The sequence below is a fragment of the Kribbella sp. NPDC050459 genome (assembly GCF_040655315.1).
Lineage (GTDB): Bacteria > Actinomycetota > Actinomycetes > Propionibacteriales > Kribbellaceae > Kribbella.
The window spans coordinates 80882-98350 of the sequence record NZ_JBFAJQ010000014.1 but is presented as its reverse complement, the minus strand read 5'-3'; the positions used below and the strand labels follow the sequence as shown (position 1 = coordinate 98350).

The 17469-nt window shown below is 65.7% G+C and carries 23 protein-coding genes and 1 tRNA gene; 15 read left to right on the top strand and 9 right to left on the bottom strand.

Annotation, left to right across the window (positions count from 1 at the left end; genetic code table 11):
* Positions 1–108: 108 nt before the first annotated feature.
* From AB0I12_RS34215 to AB0I12_RS34190, 6 genes are all read left to right on the top strand, one after another.
* The gene (locus AB0I12_RS34215; RefSeq protein ID WP_359937779.1) at positions 109–237 is read left to right on the top strand and encodes a hypothetical protein; all 129 of its coding nucleotides are present in this window, start codon (positions 109–111) and stop codon (positions 235–237) included.
* A gap of 87 nt (positions 238–324) precedes the next feature.
* Complete coding sequence (locus AB0I12_RS34210) at positions 325–483, top strand: hypothetical protein (protein WP_355483897.1); 159 nt, start codon at positions 325–327, stop codon at positions 481–483.
* 14 nt (positions 484–497) lie between these two features.
* Positions 498–1109: a nicotinate-nucleotide adenylyltransferase gene (nadD, locus tag AB0I12_RS34205; RefSeq protein ID WP_355689722.1), complete on the top strand. Its 612-nt coding sequence runs from the start codon at positions 498–500 to the stop codon at positions 1107–1109.
* 7 nt (positions 1110–1116) lie between these two features.
* Positions 1117–1497: a ribosome silencing factor gene (gene rsfS / locus AB0I12_RS34200; RefSeq protein WP_355689275.1), complete on the top strand. Its 381-nt coding sequence runs from the start codon at positions 1117–1119 to the stop codon at positions 1495–1497.
* A complete protein-coding gene (locus tag AB0I12_RS34195; RefSeq protein WP_359937775.1) occupies positions 1494–2138 on the top strand; it encodes a histidine phosphatase family protein in 645 nt (214 codons plus the stop codon). Before rsfS ends, AB0I12_RS34195 begins: the two co-directional genes overlap by 4 nt.
* Positions 2139–2813: 675 nt before the next feature.
* Positions 2814–2886 (top strand) — tRNA-Ala (locus AB0I12_RS34190).
* A gap of 293 nt (positions 2887–3179) precedes the next feature.
* Here AB0I12_RS34190 and AB0I12_RS34185 read toward each other — a convergent pair.
* On the bottom strand, positions 3180–4793 hold the full coding sequence (locus AB0I12_RS34185; protein ID WP_359937772.1) for a hypothetical protein: 1614 nt from the start codon (positions 4791–4793) through the stop codon (positions 3180–3182).
* A 470-nt stretch (positions 4794–5263) separates the two neighbouring features.
* Here AB0I12_RS34185 and AB0I12_RS34180 point away from each other — a divergent pair, with 470 nt between their 5' ends.
* Positions 5264–6217, top strand: a complete 954-nt coding sequence (locus tag AB0I12_RS34180) for a CHRD domain-containing protein (protein ID WP_359937769.1) — start codon at positions 5264–5266, stop codon at positions 6215–6217.
* Between the two features lie 525 nt (positions 6218–6742).
* Here the strand turns inward: AB0I12_RS34180 and AB0I12_RS34175 are convergent.
* On the bottom strand, positions 6743–7090 hold the full coding sequence (locus tag AB0I12_RS34175; protein WP_359937766.1) for a hypothetical protein: 348 nt from the start codon (positions 7088–7090) through the stop codon (positions 6743–6745).
* Positions 7091–7364: 274 nt separating this feature from the next.
* Here AB0I12_RS34175 and AB0I12_RS34170 point away from each other — a divergent pair, with 274 nt between their 5' ends.
* Positions 7365–7889 carry a hypothetical protein gene (locus AB0I12_RS34170; RefSeq protein WP_359937763.1) on the top strand — a complete coding sequence of 175 codons (525 nt, stop codon included), beginning with the start codon at positions 7365–7367 and terminating at the stop codon, positions 7887–7889.
* Positions 7890–8520: 631 nt separating this feature from the next.
* On the opposite strand, the gene AB0I12_RS34165 is transcribed toward AB0I12_RS34170, so the two are convergent.
* Positions 8521–8835: a hypothetical protein gene (locus tag AB0I12_RS34165; RefSeq protein ID WP_359937760.1), complete on the bottom strand. Its 315-nt coding sequence runs from the start codon at positions 8833–8835 to the stop codon at positions 8521–8523.
* 165 nt (positions 8836–9000) lie between these two features.
* On the opposite strand from AB0I12_RS34165, the gene AB0I12_RS34160 reads away from it, so the two are divergent.
* Positions 9001–9126: a hypothetical protein gene (locus AB0I12_RS34160; RefSeq protein ID WP_359937757.1), complete on the top strand. Its 126-nt coding sequence runs from the start codon at positions 9001–9003 to the stop codon at positions 9124–9126.
* Positions 9127–9285: 159 nt separating this feature from the next.
* Here the strand turns inward: AB0I12_RS34160 and AB0I12_RS34155 are convergent, their stop codons facing one another.
* From AB0I12_RS34155 to AB0I12_RS34145, 3 genes are all read right to left on the bottom strand, one after another.
* Positions 9286–9525 (bottom strand): hypothetical protein, encoded by a 240-nt coding sequence (locus AB0I12_RS34155; protein WP_359937754.1) that lies wholly within the window; start codon positions 9523–9525, stop codon positions 9286–9288.
* On the bottom strand, positions 9522–9938 hold the full coding sequence (locus AB0I12_RS34150) for a hypothetical protein (RefSeq protein WP_359937751.1): 417 nt from the start codon (positions 9936–9938) through the stop codon (positions 9522–9524). Before AB0I12_RS34150 ends, AB0I12_RS34155 begins: the two co-directional genes overlap by 4 nt.
* Positions 9939–10074: 136 nt before the next feature.
* Positions 10075–11007, bottom strand: a complete 933-nt coding sequence (locus AB0I12_RS34145) for a hypothetical protein (protein WP_359937748.1) — start codon at positions 11005–11007, stop codon at positions 10075–10077.
* 198 nt (positions 11008–11205) lie between these two features.
* On the opposite strand from AB0I12_RS34145, the gene AB0I12_RS34140 reads away from it, so the two are divergent.
* Both AB0I12_RS34140 and AB0I12_RS34135 read left to right on the top strand, forming a co-directional pair.
* Entirely contained in the window at positions 11206–11481 is a 276-nt protein-coding gene (locus tag AB0I12_RS34140) for a hypothetical protein (protein ID WP_359937745.1), read from the top strand.
* Between the two features lie 368 nt (positions 11482–11849).
* Positions 11850–12371, top strand: a complete 522-nt coding sequence (locus AB0I12_RS34135) for a hypothetical protein (protein WP_359937742.1) — start codon at positions 11850–11852, stop codon at positions 12369–12371.
* A gap of 113 nt (positions 12372–12484) precedes the next feature.
* Here AB0I12_RS34135 and AB0I12_RS34130 read toward each other — a convergent pair whose 3' ends face one another.
* Entirely contained in the window at positions 12485–13009 is a 525-nt protein-coding gene (locus AB0I12_RS34130; RefSeq protein ID WP_359937739.1) for a DUF2185 domain-containing protein, read from the bottom strand.
* A gap of 389 nt (positions 13010–13398) precedes the next feature.
* On the opposite strand from AB0I12_RS34130, the gene AB0I12_RS34125 reads away from it, so the two are divergent.
* The 4 genes from AB0I12_RS34125 (at position 13399) to AB0I12_RS34110 (ending at position 15236) form a co-directional block, all read left to right on the top strand.
* Complete coding sequence (locus AB0I12_RS34125; RefSeq protein ID WP_359937736.1) at positions 13399–13734, top strand: hypothetical protein; 336 nt, start codon at positions 13399–13401, stop codon at positions 13732–13734.
* Between the two features lie 245 nt (positions 13735–13979).
* A complete protein-coding gene (locus AB0I12_RS34120; protein WP_359937733.1) occupies positions 13980–14249 on the top strand; it encodes a hypothetical protein in 270 nt (89 codons plus the stop codon).
* A 149-nt stretch (positions 14250–14398) separates the two neighbouring features.
* The gene (locus tag AB0I12_RS34115; protein WP_359937730.1) at positions 14399–14887 is read left to right on the top strand and encodes a hypothetical protein; all 489 of its coding nucleotides are present in this window, start codon (positions 14399–14401) and stop codon (positions 14885–14887) included.
* A 37-nt stretch (positions 14888–14924) separates the two neighbouring features.
* Positions 14925–15236, top strand: a complete 312-nt coding sequence (locus AB0I12_RS34110) for a hypothetical protein (RefSeq protein ID WP_359937727.1) — start codon at positions 14925–14927, stop codon at positions 15234–15236.
* Between the two features lie 206 nt (positions 15237–15442).
* On the opposite strand, the gene AB0I12_RS34105 is transcribed toward AB0I12_RS34110, so the two are convergent.
* Both AB0I12_RS34105 and AB0I12_RS34100 read right to left on the bottom strand, forming a co-directional pair.
* Positions 15443–16348: an aminoglycoside phosphotransferase family protein gene (locus AB0I12_RS34105; RefSeq protein WP_359937724.1), complete on the bottom strand. Its 906-nt coding sequence runs from the start codon at positions 16346–16348 to the stop codon at positions 15443–15445.
* A 393-nt stretch (positions 16349–16741) separates the two neighbouring features.
* The gene (locus tag AB0I12_RS34100) at positions 16742–17299 is read right to left on the bottom strand and encodes a dihydrofolate reductase family protein (protein ID WP_359937721.1); all 558 of its coding nucleotides are present in this window, start codon (positions 17297–17299) and stop codon (positions 16742–16744) included.
* Between the last annotated feature and the right edge of the window lie 170 nt (positions 17300–17469).

Genomic DNA, 17469 nt, shown 5'->3' with positions numbered 1-17469 from the left:
ATGCTCTGTGCCTTTAATTCGTTTGTGAGAGCGTAGCTCCTACCGTACAATTTGAGGTACCGGGGACAGTCCACCCCGGTTCCGCCGTACCAACCCAGTGAAGGAATCATGATCACCCCCGATGTTGCCCGTGCCCGGATCGACGAGATGCACCGTGTCGCCGCGCAGGCCCGCCGCGCGCACGCCGCGCCGTCCAACTGGCGCCGGCTGCTGACCCGTTCCGCCCGCCTCCGCTGACCTTCCTATCGCGACCGGTGCGCCTGGGCGAGAGTCCAGGGCCACCGGTCGCTGTCGTCTCCGCGGTCACGAGATAGGCTCTGCCTCATGCTCACGTACTTGGTGCCGCAGATCGCGGCGGTCGAAGAGGCCGCGGTCGAGGCCTCGCACATCTCGAAGTGGTGGTTCGGCGGGTTCGCGCTGTTCGTGCTCGTCTTGCTGCTGCTCGTCACCGTCATCATGGGCAAGGGCCGGCCGCACAGCTGAGCGGCTCGATGGGCATGGCGGCGGTGGAGCGGGTACGACGCATCGGCGTGATGGGTGGCACGTTCGACCCGATCCATCACGGACACCTGGTCGCGGCCAGCGAGGTGCAGTCCTACTTCGACCTCGACGAGGTGATCTTCGTCCCGACCGGCCAGCCCTGGCAGAAGTCGGACCGGAAGGTCTCCCCGCCCGAGGACCGGTACCTGATGACCGTCATCGCGACCGCGTCCAACCCGCGGTTCTCGGTCAGCCGCGTGGACATCGACCGGCCGGGTCCGACGTACACGATCGACACCCTGCGCGACCTGTCCAGGCTGTACCCGGACGCCGAGCTGTTCTTCATCACCGGCGCCGACGCGCTCGCCCAGATCCTCACCTGGCGGGACGTCGACGAGATGTTCAAGCTGGCCCAGTTCGTCGGCTGTACGCGGCCCGGCACCGAAGGACTCGAACTGCCGCTGGACCAGCTGCCGATGGACCGGATCACCCTGCTCGAGGTGCCGGCGCTGGCGATCTCGTCGACCGAGTGCCGCGCCCGGGTCGCCAAGGGCAACCCGACCTGGTACCTGGTGCCGGACGGGATCGTCCAGTACATCGCCAAGCGTGAGCTCTACACCAACCGTTAGGACGTCTATGTCTGCCAGTGAACGCGCCATCGAGCTGCTGACCGCAGCCGCGGAAGCGGCCCACGACAAGAAGGCCGAGAACGTCCTCGCCTTCGACGTCTCCGAGCAGCTCGCCATCACCGACGCCTTCCTGGTCGCGTCCGCCTCGAACGACCGCCAGGTCCGCGCGATCGTGGACGCGATCGAGGAGAAGCTGCGCGTCGACTTCGACGCCAAGCCGGTCCGCCGCGAAGGCGCCCGCGAAGGCCGCTGGGTGCTGCTCGACTACCTCGAGATCGTCATCCACGTCCAGCACGACGAGGAGCGCTCGTTCTACTCCCTGGAGCGCCTGTGGCGCGACTGCCCGGCCATCCCGCTGCCGTCGCCCGTCCCCGGCGTCTCTGAATGAGCGCAGGACGGCTCATCGTCTGGCGGCACGGCCGGACCGAGTGGAACCTGCAGGACAAGATCCAAGGCCAGGCCGACATCCCGCTCGACTCGGTCGGCCTGACGCAGGCCCGAGCCGCGGCCGCCCGGCTCGCCTCCCTCGCGCCCACCCGGCTCTTCGCCAGCGACCTGCAACGCGCCGCGGCCACCGCGGGTGAGCTCTCGCTGCTGACCGGCCTGAAGATCGAGTACGACGAAGCGCTCCGCGAGATCGACGTCGACGACTGGGCCGGCCTCACCATGTCCGAGCTCGCCGCCATGAACCCGGAGGCCGCCGCCCGCATCCGCAGCGGCGAACCCCAGCGCCGCGGCTCCAACGGCGAAACCGTCGAAGAGGTCGCCACCCGCTTCTCCGACGCCCTCACCCGGATTTCGCTGGAAGGCACGTCCGAGGACACCATCGTCGTCGCCACCCACGGCCTCGCCGCCCGCGTCGGCATCTGCCTGTTCCTCGGCATCCCCCAAGCCAACTGGCCCGCCTTCGGAGGCCTCTCCAACTGCAACTGGGTCTCCCTCCTCCCCGGCCGCTCCGGCTGGCGAATCGAAGAATGGAACGCCGGCTCCCTCCCCGAGCCGGTCATGAGCGACGACCCCCAACGCTAGAGGCCTTGCAGGACACCGCCCATCGGACACCGCTCCGTCTTCTGGCCGCCTCCGGCGGCGCGTACCTGGTCCGCGGGCGATCGCCCGGCGTATGAGCTGTGGTCGTGTGATGACGCCCGGAAGGACATCGCTTCGCGGCGGCTGACTGTTGGCCGCCTCAGTCGGCGTGCCTCGCGGGCGACCGCCCCGGCGTACAAGCTGTTGTCTGGTGACGACGCCCCGAAGGACACCGCTCCGCGGCGACTGTCTTTCTGGCCGCCTCCGGCGGCGCACATCCGGTCCGCGGGCGACCGCCCGGCGTACGGGCTGCTGTCGTGTGGCGACGCGCCGAAAGGACACCGCTTCGCGTGACTGTCTCTGGCCGGCGCCGCCGGCGGCTTGGCCTGTCCTGGGCCGGACTGGGCCGCCGCGTGCTGGAGTAGAGCGTTGCCGGATCGGCCTCCAATGGGCCTAGTCCACCGCGCACAGGTGAGGTCCTGGGTACCGTTGCCCCAGGGCCTGGTTCACGTGCTGCTGGCGGCGCTGCGACATACCGTGGGCCCGCAGTCGAGCAGCTTAGACACGCCCGTCAGCGGGCCCTGGAAGGGGTGTCGCGTACCTCACCAGCCCCACGAGGGAACCGATTTTTCTTTGCAGGCCCTCATCCGCTAAGCTTTCGGAGTCGCAAGACACCGCGGGGCTTTGGCGCAGTTGGTAGCGCGCTTCCATGGCATGGAAGAGGTCAGGGGTTCGAATCCCCTAAGCTCCACCGCACGAGTTGGCAGGTCAGGAGGCACTTTCGCCACCTGGCCTGTTTTCGTTAGGGGCCCCGGTGGGAGAGATCTGGGAGAAGTGCTCGCCTCCCACCAACTTGACGGTCGGCGTGCGGAGTCTGCTGTGGTGTCAGACCCGTTCAGATAGACCCGATCCAGGCACTCGATGTCCAACCCGACATGACCCTCGAGCAACTCGTTCACCGTCAACGCGCCAGCCACATCCACCGAGCCTGCCCGCACCCGAGCGCCCACACCAGCCCCAAACTCGGCGGTCAGAGGCGGAGCCTCACCGGTGACTGGTCAGGGTTTGTCTGGTCTGCTGCCCGTTGTGCGTGGTGACCAGGGGGATGCCTTGGCTGGGGTTGGTCCAGTCGGCGAACTGAAGGTCGATAGTGTCCCCGCCGGTCAGGGGGATCGCGGTGTGGGTGAATTGCTGCACCCCTTGCTGGGTGGAGCGGGTCATTTTGAGGTTCACGCTCGATGTCCCGGGCGAGCCGACGGTGCTGATGATCAGACTGCCGCGTCCGGGCGGAATGCTGAGGTTGATGGTGTCACCCGGTTGATTGGAGACGCCCGTGACGGAGAAGGCGTAGTGACCCCGGGTATTCGACTGCGAGGCCTCGATGCTGGCGGACTTGGCCCGAGTGGTGCGGTAGGTCAGCGTCGTGGTCTTGGGGTCGACAGTCAGAATGTCCTTGTCGCCAGGGTGCATAGTGATGCCTTTGATGGCGATGTGCCACCTGGGGCCGATGATGGTGATGCTTTCAGTATCGGGAGCGGTGAGGGTGCTCCCGTCGATGGTGAAGGTGTAGGCCACGTCGACCGGTAGATAAAGGATCGGCTCTAGCTTGTGCTTCCTGACCCTGTCAGCGGTCAAAAAGACGTGGCGCGCCCCGGGGATTTCGTTTACCACCTGACCGTTCACTCGGCCGAGGCGGTGCCCGGCCTGGTCGGTGACGGTGACATGGGAGTGGTTGCTGGGCCTGCCTAGGAAATGGACCATCGCCGTTGGCGTCGCCCCGGTGGTGCCGGCGGTGGAGCCCGTCTGCCCCGCCTCGCGGCAGTACGGACACGGCTGGGTGCCCTGCGCGGGCGAGTTTGGGAACAGGGAAATCGTTTTGGTGTGAGCATTCCCGTGGTACAGCGAGTCCGCCTCGTTCGGGTCGGTGGAGGCCTGGTAGCTCCACGTATCCTTGTACGTGTCGAAGGCGATGGATCGGCTCTCGCCCGGCCAGTTGTTGTCGTAGATCAGGACCTCGTACTTCCCGTTCCCGTTATAGCGCACGGCGTAGGGGGTGACAGCGTGGCCCTCAGTGCCGTCACTCTTCCAGATGGTGACGGTGTAGGTCTCCGCCGGGTGGGGCCTGAGCACCTTCGTCAGGGTGTGCAGGATCTTCTTGGGGGTGCCGGTGATCTTCTGCGCTTGCTCGTACTCGAAGGTCTGTAGCACCCAGGCCCGGGCGATCGCCCGCTGCAAGGAGGCGTTGTCGTCGATCGCCAGACCGCCGATGGTCGTGGCCCCGTAGCGGTCGGGGTTCACCTTGTGCTGCCAGATCAGTTGGGCCCCCACCGAGAACCCGAAGCAGTGGCCATTGGCCATCTGCTGGTTCATGGTGTCCATCCAAGCCTGGGCCTGGGGGATCAGATCGCACTTGCCGATGGCGGCATCTGCACACACGCTCTGGCCGAACAATGACCGCACGTCAGCGGACGTCAACTCGGAGGGGACAGTCCCGTCGTCGAGCGTGTCGCCGTAGTTGTCAAACGTGAAGCCATCGGGAGCAGGACGAAATCCCGAGTCGGCAATAATGCCGACCTTGAACGTCGGCGGCGACGAAACGGTACATCCGGCCAGCGCCAGCGATACCAGCGCAACGGACAGGATCCTGATAGCCCGCATACCTTTTAGCCTAGTCCCGGACTTCGCGGGTTGGCCACGGACTGTCGCTGCCAGCTGGGGCCCTCACCAAGTGCTCACGCACCAAGGCCCGATACTCAGAGGCTGGTTTCCCGCTCGGGAGACCGGCCTCTTGCATTACCTGAGTGACCACCGGTTCTGGAGCAGCAGTTGGCTCATCGCTGAACTCCCTCGGGTGGGGATCGGCCGGAGCGCGTGACCGTAGACGGTCCGCCACCTCAGTGTCCTTGTGGCCGACCAACAGAGAGATCTACTCGATCTCCACCCCGCTTGCACTGAGGACACGAGCCCGCGGCAGGAATCGCGGACACGCACGCGGCGTCGATTCGGTTCATCCAGGAGGCTGTGACCTTTCTCCCCGTTTCCGGTTGGGCGCCGGGCGCCGGATCGACGTGCTACTGGATGCGGGCCGGGCACACGGCGTCGGCCGCAGATCCGGAAGGACAATCACCATGTCTCAGAGCATCAAACGCCGCCTCGCCCACGGCATCGGCGCCGCCGTCGTCGCGACGGCCGCTTCCGCCACCCTTGCCGTTGGTGCGGCGGAAGCGAGCACCCAGGTGACACCGCCGGCGGGGATCACGGTGCCGGGCGACCCGACCGCAGCACCCGCCGGCCTCGTCGCGAGCCTGGAAGGTCGGAACGAAGTAGCTGGCGGTGATCCGGACGGGCAAGCGCTGGAACTCATCGGGATCGAGGGCAACACGCTCAGCTACTCGGTGTCCTGGCGCGGCATCAGCACCCCGACCGAGGCAGCCATCCACGCCGCCGGTCGAGGAGTGGACGGGCCGGTGGTCGTACCTTTGTTCACCAAGCCGAGCGGAGGGGGTAGCTTCGCCTCCGGCAGCGTCACGGTCACCGACCCAAGTGTGCTTGACGCGTTGCGCTCAAACCCGAGCGGCTTCTACACCGACCTGCGCAACACTGACTTCCCGAACGGCGCCGTACGTGCCCAGTTGCACCTGCTCAGTCACGCGGTCAGCACGACCGGAGTGGCCGCGCTGCAGGAGTCGGTGGTCCTCGGCAGCCAGATCTACGCCTGCTCTGCGCAGCTCGACGGCTCGTTCGCCTTTGCGCAGAACAATGTCGACGCGCACCTCACCGGCGGCATCCACCACACCTTCGTCCAGCCGGTCGCCGGCCCGCCCCAGTGGCAAGCACCCGACGGCAGCGCGGTCAGCGGCACCAAGGTCGTCACAAGGAACGGGAACGGAGCGGGCAACATCGCCGAACTGGACCTCGACGCGACTCAGATCGGCGACCGGACCGGCCTGCTGGCGAACGCTGTCGAGGTGCTGCGCCTCAACACTGTCGGCGGCGTCGCCCCGGCCGGGAACTGCGACCCGCACGTCACGCCGATCGTCAGTGTCCCGTACCAAGCCGACTATCTGTTCATCAACGGCTAACCAGTTTCCATCTGAATTGGTCGCCGCGTGCTGGCATCTGACGTAGCTTCTGTTTGATCGACGCGATTGCCTCGACCCGTTGAGCTTGAAGGATCGAGGCAATCGTTGGTCAGCCGGCTGCCATGTCGCACATTAACGCCCGGGCGCGGGGGTTCTGAAGGCTTGAGGGATCGACTGAGTGACAACCGCCTCGCTCCGGTGTGAAGGGTGCTGGAGGTCTATGACCTGGAGACATGGTCAGGTGGGCGGCCCCCGGCGAAGGGCGTTTCCCTCAACCCCGGGTGGCTAGCTCGATCCGTAGGACCTGCTGCTCCGAGGAACCCAGGCGGCAGACTGGGCCAAGGTCTAACGTGTCTGAAGGCCCAGGTCAGAGAGAAGAATCTCCAGAAGCGCTCGATGACAGCGTCGTCTTCGTTGAGTCGGGCGCCAACCTTCCGGTGGTCATCGGTCCGAGGGCGAGGCGGTATACCGCGTGGCCTTGAGGGTCCGCCGTCGTGATCGGATCCGAGCCTTGTCCGCCGTCGCTCACGCCCAGATGTATTCCTCAGCGATCGCGCCGTCCTTCCACTTGGCGACGGTGACCATTCGGCTCCCGTCCTCGAATTCCCCAATCACGCACGTCCACTCACCCGATCCGAACCCGATCGGATGGGACATGATCTGAGGCGGCGTTCCACCTGCAGACGCGACGTACTCTTTCATCGCGCCGATGTGTTCTTGGATGCCGTGCGTGGGCGGCGTCCCCTTCCAGTCGACCAGCACGTCAGCTGTGTGATGATGGGCGAACACGCCGTCCCAATCGGCGTTGTTCCATCCTGTGAAGTCAAGGTCGTCCATGCCCTTGAGGTTGCGTGCCACCTGGTCTTCGCTCATGCGCCGCCTCCAATTCGATCAATGGACCGGCCTGGGTCGCGGGGTGCGGCCATCTCTCGACTCTAGGCAGATCGACACGGCCTGACCAGTGAGATGGGCAGCGAAACCCGAACGCGGGATGCCGGGGACCAGTCATCGAGGTCCAACGCGACAATGGATCACGTCGATGCGGTGGCGCCGTCAGTGGCGAGTCTCCGCACGCAGCAACGTCCTCAATTCGGCGCGTCAGCGCGCGACTCAGCAGTCTTGACTGACTCCCTGAGACACTCGCCGGGTGAAGGATAGGCGCGTCGAATACCTGCTGTTGTCGGACGGTCTGGATTTCGCGAGACGAGGCGTGGCCCTCCACGGGGCACTGACCCTTGTTGCAGCCGAGATGGGCCGTGCCGAGACCGACATACCGTGGTCCATGCGTAGTGACTGGGCGCCGGAGGTCGTTGAGGCAGCGTCCAGACTGTGCGATCGCTTCGTGCCCGACTCGAAACGTAACGGTCACTACATGCAGACAGGCGTCCAGTCCACCAGTGACTCAAAGGTGCGCGACGACTTCATCACCGTGGCGCCACACGCCTACGACGCGACGTTCTGGCGGCGCGATTTTGGAGAGGTCGCCAGCCTCAGCGATGAAGGAACCTCCTGCGCCATCTGGCTCACCGACGACCAGCGAAACGTCGTTGCCGACGTCGTCGGTGCTGACCGGGTGGTGAGCTACGAGGATTGGCGTCGCGCGCATCCCTCGTGCTCGCGTCGGCAGCTGCATCGCCTAAGAACGAGACTGCCTCGAGCACGATCAGATTAGAGGACCGATCGCATCGCGGATGCCATCCGTCCGGCCCGATGTTGATAGGTGTCAGTTCGTGGTGCTGAGCGTTTCACAAGACGCCTTCATTGATCCGTGGCGTCACGGTGCCACCGTCGGCGCTGGTACCAGATCGCGGCGGCGCACACCGCTGCGCCGGCCCAAGGAAACCAGAGTCCAGCCCTCGACCAGGAGGCGGTGTGCACGACGTCGCTGTCGTCGTCCCCCATTGGACCACCCGGTTGGTAACTCGCCCGCACAGAGTGTCCTCGTTCGACGAAGCCATCGAGCGTCACGCGGTCCTTGACGACCGTCCCGTCGTCGCTGACCCACCGACCCGAGTTGGTGCATGCCCCTCGCAGTCCGGAGCAGGTGGTCGACGTCTCCGTGAACGTTCCCCAGTACGCCGGCCGGCCGCGGCCGGCGAATGTCATGACGCCGATCACGATGAGCGCTATGCAGACGCCTGCCATGCTCGCGTAGAAGAGTGCATGCCCCGTGGCGCAGGCGGTTCCAGACCGTGCCCCAACTCGCCATGAGCTACGCATCGCAGTAGATGATCGGTGAGTCCGCTCAGGCATGCGCGGAACGCGGCAGATCCGTAACTTCCGGCTCCAACCGGGACGCGGCATCATTGGCGCGGCGAGCGATCTCTGTGGAAGGTGATGACGTGGATCGGCTTGGTCGATTCCTCGAGTTGTGGTTTCGCCAGCAAAGCGGCGGTAAGGACGACGACGCGGCGAGCACCGTCGGTCGACTTCTGAGGTTCAACCGTCCATCGCTGCCGGGCACGTTTGACGGTGCCGTCGAAGTACTGGTCGTCGAGAACCAGGGCGTGTGGCTCTAGGGCAAGGACGCCGATGATCGTTACGTCGAGCGGGAGAACGAGCCCGGGGTGCCTTGGCACGAGACTGGCGAAAGCACCGAGGAGTTCTGGCTCCGCCACGCGGCTTTCGATGCCGTTTCCAACCTTCCCGCCAGTCGCAGCGCGCAGTGCTTCGATGCTGCGACTGTCCGGAGCATCGAGAGCGCAACAACGCCGCTGCCGTGTAAGTCCTGGTCATGGCCAGGCACGGGTCACTCGCTGTTCTACCGCGGAGCCTCCGTGCTCATGATCCGTGGCGATGGGACCGACTTCTGGGTCGTCGCCTCGGCCCCCACCGAGTCCGACCTGAGCTGGCTCGACGACCTCTACCTGACCTGGGACGAGTCGGATTCGCGCCGTGATGACGCATGACGGTGCCGCGGTGGCGCGAGTACGGCACGCCCGCTCCTCGTCATGAGTGCGCACCACTATCAGCGGCCAGATCAGTGCGTTCTTGGTTGCTACCGGCGCAAGGTCGACGGTGGCTGGCACGCCTCCCGATGAGGCGCTGGTCGGCGCTCCCTGTGCTGGTTAGGGCGTGATGGTGATCTCCAGCGGCGGCGTCAGCGTGACGTCGGTGTCCCTGGCTAGGGCGATGACCAGCCACCACTGTCCGGGTGGGACGGCGTAGCCCAGGTCGGGAACCACCGAGGCTGTACCGATCAGGACCGGCACAGGGCGGCTCTGGCGAGGTTCGATCGCGAACCACACCGGGGCCAGGGTGCGCGGGCCGACGTACAGGCCGACGACGGTGCCGGAGTTGTCGGTCACCGCTGATGCCAGCGCGCCGTTGGTGAGGAGCACTTGCTCGTGTTCGGCTCGATTCGTGACAGCACGTCCTGGGAGGCGAACCGGCCGGTTCGGATCGTCAACGGAGACTGGGGTTCCACCTCGAATCCGGCGGATTCGGCGGCAGCTCCGCGCAGCTCGTACCAGTGCTGGTACCGGCGCTCCATGATCCACAGCTGTCTGGCCGGAAAGGTCATCGCCCCGACACGCAGGTCCACCAGGCTCCCGTACTTCGCGTGCAGCGTGGCCGCGATGTCGGTTGCCCAGGCGGCCAACTCGATGTGGATCGGCCGCCCACGCTGCTCGCTGTCGGGGTCTTGAAGGACCATGAACGCGTCCGGTGACTCCTCGCGCAACCGGCACAGATCAGCGCGCAGACTCTCCCGGCCAGCCATAGCCTGACGGTATCGGAACCGCGCACCCTGTTGGCCGCTCGCGAAGCCTGAGCAACTTCCTGAATTCGGCATGTGCGTGCGTTCGGGCCTCAGCCTGGAGGAACAGTGGGCGTTCGATTCCGCGGAAGTGACCAGTTCAGCTGAGCGCGACGCGGCGGCCCGCGCCTACTTCTTCGCTCGTGTCGTCGGTGACCACGGCGACGGCACCGGACGGGACGCCGGGTAGTGCGGCGACGTTGGCGGCGACGCTCAGCAGGATGTCTTCGGGGGCGCCGGCAACAAAGAAGACATAGGCTCCGTCGATCTCCTCGCCGTCGTCGTAGATGTCGAAGCTGCCGTCGCTCGACTCGTCATCGAGAAAGTCCTCGATGACGTCGATCCAGCCGAATTCATGCCCGGGGTCGCCGGGCGCAATGCCGCCAGCACCGTTCAACGGAACGTGGATCTCGACGACGAGCGGCCCCACGATGGGATTCTGCGAGGCGACGGCGGGAAGTGATGTCGACCGCGTCATCTCTGGGCGCAGTACCGATCGCACCGTCGGCGTGCTGAGCTGCCTGTCGCCTCGATCGGGGAACGCGTCCTGCGATAAGGGAGCATTCGTCTCGCCGCGGAGTTCGCGCAGACGTCTGCGGCGCAGCGTCCCGGCGGCGAGCGGGGCGGGCCGCACGCTGTCCGGGATCGCCGGGTGCTCACCGGACACGTTCAGGGCCCGTTGTACGCGCGCTACGCCCTCCAGAACCGCTGGCAGCGCAAGCAGTCTGCGTTCGTCGGGCTCCAGCGCCTCGAGTTTGCGGAAGTCGATGCGCATGTCCACGAGATGCCGCTTCCGGCCGCGAACTACACGCTCCTCAACCGCCCCGTTGTACGCCGCTGTGAGCACGATCATGTGGATCTCCAGCACCGGCGCCTTGCTGGTCCTTCGCCACCAGGCCAGCCACGACTCGTCCGTACCAAGCAGGTAAACGATCCGGTCGACCTCCTGCCGAAAGCCGTTCTCGACGCCCATCCTCTGGGCGTCGACGCCACCCTCCAGCCAGTAGTCCTCAGGGTCGTTCAGATCACCCATGACCCGACTGTAACCACCCGGCCGCCGAGCCAGCTCCACGGCCGCCGGCCCGATCCCTGGCGTCCTTGAAATCGGACAGGTCTGCGCTTTCACTGACGGCGGCAGATCCGGACGCCGAGATCGCGAGGACGTGCCGGCTCAGTAGGGCAGATCGGCATCAGTCTCGACCGCTCTTGGCGGAGCTCTACGCTGACGTCCATGGACCACAAAGTGTTAGTGGGGGCAATCGCGACCGCGATCATGAGCTACGACCAGTCAAGTGATACAGATGTCGACCCTGACTGGGCCGTCAAGAGCATGGAGGACCTGGTGCACACGTTGAACCAGTTGTCCGATGACGACCGGGCACAGTTCCGCGCAGACCTCGAAGCGCTCGCGGCTGACCTCCCTGCCGACCCGTTCTACGACCGTTGGCGCAACTCGTACCGAGATCTCCCAGGTCGCATGGGATGGGACGAACCAACGCAGGATTAAGCCCTATCCAGCCTGACTGTGGGTCGCCCTGTCATCGGCAGATCCGTGCTTCACCGACAGCGGGCATGAGCGGACGCGTCGTCGGTCCAGTGGGTGGGAACCCCGACACCTCCCGCTGAGGAGTGAGTTCCCCGGACCCGGCCCGGCTCGAACGGGCAGCCACCCTCACCGAACAGCGGGCAGGGCGCACCCTTACCGGGTAGATGCGCCTTGGGTGGGATCGTGAGCAGTCTAGTTCGCTCCGCCCGCTCATCGGTTGCTTGTGTCATTGCTGTCTGGATCGATCCTGGCGCCGCCTTGCGATCCTCCAAGGCGCCGGCATTGCAGACGGTAGCGCGCAGCGGGTCGGTTCGGGGATCATCAACCCCGTGCACAGATACCTCGCTGACCCACCCAGGTGGCTGTTCGCGATCTGGTATGGCGTGGTCGGCGGCGTGGCGGTTGGGCTCTGGGGCAAGGTGGTCACCGAGGCAAGCTGGGCAAGATCAGGGATTGTGGCCATCATCGGCACTATTGTCGCTACGGGGACCGTCTGGTGGTTGGAGCCCGGCTGGCGGCGTCAACGCGACGAACTCGAGGGCGGTCTATCCGCTGACAAAGCGGCACTCGCGCGGCGTACGGCTGTGCGTGGACCGGTACCGGACGATCCCGAGGTCCGGGCCGCGGCCCTCCGGATCGCCTCCAAGAGCCTGATCAGGTCCCGCTGGCAGCCAGGACCTAGGCTCACCACGGCTCTCGGCGGAATGATGGCGATCGGTTCCGTTGGAGCGGCGCTGTCCGGCTCACTCTTGGCTGTGCTGTATGCGCTCACTGGGGCCGGAATGTTGTACTCGGGTCTGTACCTTCCCAAGCAACTCCACCGACGCATCGAACTGCTCTCGCAGCAGTAGATATCCCGCCTTATTGTTGGCGTCCCGCACCGCCCCAGGGGCAACGTTGCCTGGCGGAGGGTCTCGTGGGACGACCCAGGCTGAAGGCCGATATCAGTATGTCGGCTGCGCTCTCATCGGCAGTTCCGTGCTTCCCCGACAGCGGCAGATGAGTGCGTTCGGGTCGGCACTCGAACGTACGAGTTCGAGGCTTCGTTCCGCTTCCATTCGCTCTGCACCGTGCCGGTCGAGAAGACTGGCGCAAGCTCGGGCCAACGGTCGAGGACGAAGCCCATCGGCTGCACGAGGACATTTGCAGGGTTGTCGGTCTCTTCTTGAGTCTCATCACCGACCATCACGCACCAACCGGAGTCGGTGGCGTTCAGCGATTCGTCGCGGCTCACGAACTGGGGTCGAAGGTCCTCGACGTGAGATCGGCGGCTAACCCATACCTTCAGAGCGTGGCGTGGATCGTCGTCCAGCACCGAGATGACGTGCTCGGGGCCGAATTCGATGTCGTCATCGACCTTGATCGTGGAGATCGCATGTGGCGCGTTGTCGACGCGACCGATGTAACGGCCGTCGTTGACGGACACGGCCTGCACCCACATGCGCTCCGCCCCGGGCATGTCCTCGACCGGATCGACGACCTCGAACATGAGCTTGGCGAGACCGCCTGGCCGAAGGGACTCCCGTTCGGCGCGCCAAGGGATGAAGAAAGTCCGCGGCGCTTCGCGGTGCCGGGCCTCCGCATCGCCCAAGCGACAGTCGACGCGGGACCCCTACGGCGAAATAGCGGCATGGCCACACGATGCCAGATACGTGACGCTCACGAGTTTCATCGGGGGCTGAGCCGGGCCGCTCCAGTAGGACTAGGCGGCCCGGAGAACGCGTCGTTCCATGTCATCGAGCATGACCGGCAAACCAGAGGGGTCACTCACGGCGCCGATACTGCCAGGAACCGCCGCACGGCTGCGCCCCTTGGTACGACTGCGCGCTTCGCGGCAGAAGCGTGCGGCTGGCCGCGGTCGACTGACATGCTTAACCAGTGATCGAGGCTGAGGTGCCCCATAGGCGGTGGCTGGAGCCCGCCGAGCTGCTTCGCATCGCGCGCCGCGACGTCACCGTTTGTGGCGAGGAGTCGTTGGAGGCGGTCATCATGCGCGAACCCAGCCTGTTGATCCGGCTACCCTCGTCGTCCACTCCACGGCTTGATCTCCACACCTACCGGGTCCGGCGCGACCGATGGGAGAGCGGCGAAGGTGCTCACTTGACGGGAATGGGGGTGTTCATGGCCGTGCTCGAATCGCTCACCGAGCCGCCTGCGCTGTGGCAGTTCGAGGTGAGCGCACCACGTACGCGTTTCTCCTCGATCCTGATGTGACACGTGTTCTCGCGTGCGTCGCGATTGACCGGCCGTCGGGGGGTAACTCGACGCACTGATCTCGGCTACTTGCTTCACGGAGAGCGGCATGTGCGGATCTTGGCGCGACAGCACGACAGCCGCGAAGCCTCGTTGTCTCTGGTTGTAGCGGCTTGGGCCCTCTTGCCTACGCGGTGCCTGACCTCTGGCTCTACCGGCGGGTTTAGCTACCGGATCGACTAGTAGTGGACCTTTAGGAGGCAGTCATGACAACAACCATGCAAGATCAGTCTTCAGTTCGGTCCGCTCGTGGAGGCTGGGCTGCACGGATCCTTGTTCGCGAGATGTGGGCCACGCTGGCGATCGTCGCGATGTGGGTGGCCGTGCTGTTCGTCGGCGTTTACGGAGGCGACGCGACCTTCCACGGCGTCGATTCGAGTTTCAGCAGCGTTCCCTCGGGGGTGTTTGTCGCCCTGTTCGCCGCTATCGGCACCGGCTCCGTCGCCAAGCGAGTGTTCGGGCGCAAGTCGGAGTAGCGGCCAAGGCAGGTCGTTCGGTAGTGCCAGGTAACGATCGCCACGCTCGTGATTCAAAGAGCGGTCAGCCATCGACCGCACAACGGCAGATCCGTGCTTCACGGACAGCGGCAGATCCGGATCGTCTCGTGGCGTCCTAGTCTCCTGCCATGGGGACGAGCAAGGTCGATTTCCGTGGGCAGTCGTTCTGGACTCGAGATGCGGCGGTCCGTGTCGTTCTTGCGCTGCTTGTGACTGAGCTTGACCCGGTGACCCGGAGCGAGCCTGAACTCGACGCCTTGTTGGACCGATGGGCCCTGAGCGCTGCTGTGGGTGTTACGGGTGCTGTGGACGTAGCGCTGGACAACTACGTGACGAACGATCACATCATCGAACTCATCCGTGCCGCGATTCTGCGCATCCGGGACCGCCTCGGCGGCGACGCCCTGGTCGACGTGACAGATCCCGCCTTCCAGCGTCGTGCCGCCGCTGTCGGCGTGGACCCGCCGGTCGAGGCACCCGCGGCGCTCGGTTCCTGGGTTCGCAAGGTTCTGGGTGCCCTGGACGAATTACTCGCCGGCCGGCTTCCCGATGTACCCGGAGGCTATTGGTGGGTGGACGATCAAGGCCTCGGCCCGACTCGCGGGCGCGACTCATGAGTTTGTGACCGGACAGTCGTCTGGCATCATCCGTTGCGTGGCAAACCTGCTCGAGGTGATCGCGACGCTCGACGGAATTCCGGACGGCGATCCGTACGACGTTCAGCCCACAATCTTCGCGCGCAGGCCCTGGACCGTCGACTGCGAAGCGGTCGTCCTGAACGAGGATGCGGTCAACCACCTGGCCCCGAGCGCTCCGGACTTCGCCTATCTCTTGGAGGTCGACCTGGCCAAGGAGGTCATCAGAGTCTGGAGTGAGTGGCGAGACGGTGCAGTGCCGACTTCCGAGGAAGCCACGCAGGCGGTCATCTTCTATGGGGAGCACGACGCGTATCAACCTCTCGCGTAGGTCCTTCGTAGCATCCGCACATCGGCATGTGCGTGCGTTGGCGGGCCTCTCAGGTGGTCGTCACGCATCGAGCCTGTCGCGAATCAGGTGGGGGACGCGTGTCGTAGATCTACGGGCCGATCACATTCGGAGTGACAACGGGGCGGTATGCAGCCGGACATAGATGGACGTTCACGGACCGTCGCTGGGTGCGAAGCAGTGACAGTTCACCGGGGAGTTGCGAGTACCTTGGCGACGGCGTGCCATGCGTTGTTCGCGAGTGTTGGGTTTGTTTCCTTGAATTCTCGCAACACGATCAGGGCCTGAGACAGCACGCGCCCGCGGCCGCGGAGCCAGGTTGCGTCGTCCACGTTCAGCGTGGCGCGGAACTCGTCGTGGACTTTCGCGGGCAGCAGGTACCAAGCGGGAAACAAGTCGCACGCCGGATCGCCGATGCCGCATGTCTCGAAGTCGAGCACCGCCGTTAGCCGGCCCGCTGCCGACACGAGCAGGTTGCTCGGCGTCAGGTCCGAGTGGACCCACACCTCGCGCCCGTCGTACGGCGCCGCGAGCGACTCCTCCCAGGACGCCTGCGCTGCGCGAGTGTCGATCAGGCCATCCAGTTCGACGATCGCCTTTCGCGTCAAGGAGTCCATCGAGAGCATCGGCGCGCGTGTTCGGCGTTCGCCTCGATAGGCCGGCGGCCGGTCCGGCAGGTCGATCCGGCGGAACGCGTCGACGAACGCCGCGAGGTCCGCCGCGAGCCCACGCGGATCAGCCAGCGCCTCGGGGGAGGGGTGCATACCGGTGAGCCAGCGGTGGACGGACCACTCGCCCGGGAACGCGTCGGTGGGCGAGCCGATCGCCTCGACGGTAGGGATGGCCACGGGCAGGAGCGGCGCGAGGGCCGCGAGCTTCTCCTGCTCCCGTTGCACCATGTCGGTGATCGAGGGTCGGAGCGGCAGCCGTACAGACAGATCAGAACCGAGGCGGTAGACCGCGTTCACGAGGCCACTGGAGTCGACTGGCTCCAGCGGCAACGCGGCCCACTGCGGGAACTGGGTGACCACGAGTTCGCGGACGAGTGGTGTGTCGATGCCGGTCCGGTTGGCGAGGATCTTGCGGGGACTCACGAACCCATACGAGCGATCGGATCTGTCAGCTGTCAACCGAGTATCCAGGTCCTGCCGGGCGGTGGATCACCGCGACGGCGACCATGCTGCGCTCTTCAGAGGCGGGTGGCCATGTGACGTTCAATGGGACCGAGATCCCCAGGGCGGTGAACCGAGCGACAACGGGGTTGTATGGCACCGGACGTACATGGGCGTTGGAGGTTCGAGTTGAGATGCTCGCCGTTCGGCGACTGGGTGTGGATGGCGTGGAACAGGTCAGGGGCTCGAATCACCCAAGCGCCTCTTGCGTGACCCGGGAGGCTGAGTCTCCGTGAGGTCCTTGTCGTCGAGGAGTCGTTCGGCGCGGTGAGTGCGAGGAGGACGTCGCGCTGCCGGTGAGTGGGCCCCTGGGATTCAGCGTGCGCGGCGGTAGTGCATGGCCACGACGCCGTTGTGGAGCGGCTCCGCCGAGAGCAGATCGAGTCGGCGCGTGCTGGGTAGCCCGCCCTGGTACAGCGTCGGGCCGTGGCCCGCGATCCTAGGATGGACGAGCAGCTTGTACTCGTCGATCATGTCCAGCCGGTCGAGCTCGGTCGCGAGCTTGCCGCTTCCGAGGAGGACCCCGGCCGGGGTCGCGTCCTTGAGCTTCTGCACGGCCTCGCGCAGATCGCCGGCGAGGTGGTGGCTGTTCGCCCACGGGAAGTCCTTGCGCGTCGAGGACACCACGTACTTGGGCTTGGCCTCCAGCTTGACCGCCCACTCGCGCATGGCCGGCGGTGCTTCCTCGTCGCCGCGGGCGACGGCCGGCCAGTAGCTCTCCATCAGTTCGTAGGTGACGCGACCCCACAGCATTGCCCCGCCCTCGTCCATGAGACGGGTGAAGAACGCGTGTGTCTCGTCGTCGGCGATCCCCTCCTGGTGGTCGACGCACCCATCCAGGGTGAGGTTGAGGCTGAAGGTGAGAAGTCCCATGGCCGGCGAGTCTAGCGCCACTACGGCGGCGTTTCCTTCGTACGCCGCACCTCCTCCCAGGAGCGCGATCGGTCCGGAATCCATTGCACGGAAGAGGTTAGGGGTTGGAGTGCCTAAGCTCCCACCCCAGGTTAGAGGCCGGTTCCACTCGGGAGACCGGCCTCTTGCGT

What these genes read in the sequence shown, in the direction of transcription:
- AB0I12_RS34215 (WP_359937779.1), top strand. Translation starts at nt 109, where the DNA reads ATGATCACCCCCGATGTTGCCCGTGCCCGGATCGACGAGATGCACCGT.
- AB0I12_RS34210 (WP_355483897.1), top strand. Translation starts at nt 325, where the DNA reads ATGCTCACGTACTTGGTGCCGCAGATCGCGGCGGTCGAAGAGGCCGCG.
- nadD (WP_355689722.1), top strand. Translation starts at nt 498, where the DNA reads ATGGCGGCGGTGGAGCGGGTACGACGCATCGGCGTGATGGGTGGCACG.
- rsfS (WP_355689275.1), top strand. Translation starts at nt 1,117, where the DNA reads ATGTCTGCCAGTGAACGCGCCATCGAGCTGCTGACCGCAGCCGCGGAA.
- AB0I12_RS34195 (WP_359937775.1), top strand. Translation starts at nt 1,494, where the DNA reads ATGAGCGCAGGACGGCTCATCGTCTGGCGGCACGGCCGGACCGAGTGG.
- AB0I12_RS34185 (WP_359937772.1), bottom strand. Translation starts at nt 4,793, where the DNA reads ATGCGGGCTATCAGGATCCTGTCCGTTGCGCTGGTATCGCTGGCGCTG.
- AB0I12_RS34180 (WP_359937769.1), top strand. Translation starts at nt 5,264, where the DNA reads ATGTCTCAGAGCATCAAACGCCGCCTCGCCCACGGCATCGGCGCCGCC.
- AB0I12_RS34175 (WP_359937766.1), bottom strand. Translation starts at nt 7,090, where the DNA reads ATGAGCGAAGACCAGGTGGCACGCAACCTCAAGGGCATGGACGACCTT.
- AB0I12_RS34160 (WP_359937757.1), top strand. Translation starts at nt 9,001, where the DNA reads ATGATCCGTGGCGATGGGACCGACTTCTGGGTCGTCGCCTCGGCCCCC.
- AB0I12_RS34150 (WP_359937751.1), bottom strand. Translation starts at nt 9,938, where the DNA reads ATGGCTGGCCGGGAGAGTCTGCGCGCTGATCTGTGCCGGTTGCGCGAG.
- AB0I12_RS34145 (WP_359937748.1), bottom strand. Translation starts at nt 11,007, where the DNA reads ATGGGTGATCTGAACGACCCTGAGGACTACTGGCTGGAGGGTGGCGTC.
- AB0I12_RS34140 (WP_359937745.1), top strand. Translation starts at nt 11,206, where the DNA reads ATGGACCACAAAGTGTTAGTGGGGGCAATCGCGACCGCGATCATGAGC.
- AB0I12_RS34130 (WP_359937739.1), bottom strand. Translation starts at nt 13,009, where the DNA reads ATGTTCGAGGTCGTCGATCCGGTCGAGGACATGCCCGGGGCGGAGCGC.
- AB0I12_RS34120 (WP_359937733.1), top strand. Translation starts at nt 13,980, where the DNA reads ATGACAACAACCATGCAAGATCAGTCTTCAGTTCGGTCCGCTCGTGGA.
- AB0I12_RS34115 (WP_359937730.1), top strand. Translation starts at nt 14,399, where the DNA reads ATGGGGACGAGCAAGGTCGATTTCCGTGGGCAGTCGTTCTGGACTCGA.
- AB0I12_RS34100 (WP_359937721.1), bottom strand. Translation starts at nt 17,299, where the DNA reads ATGGGACTTCTCACCTTCAGCCTCAACCTCACCCTGGATGGGTGCGTC.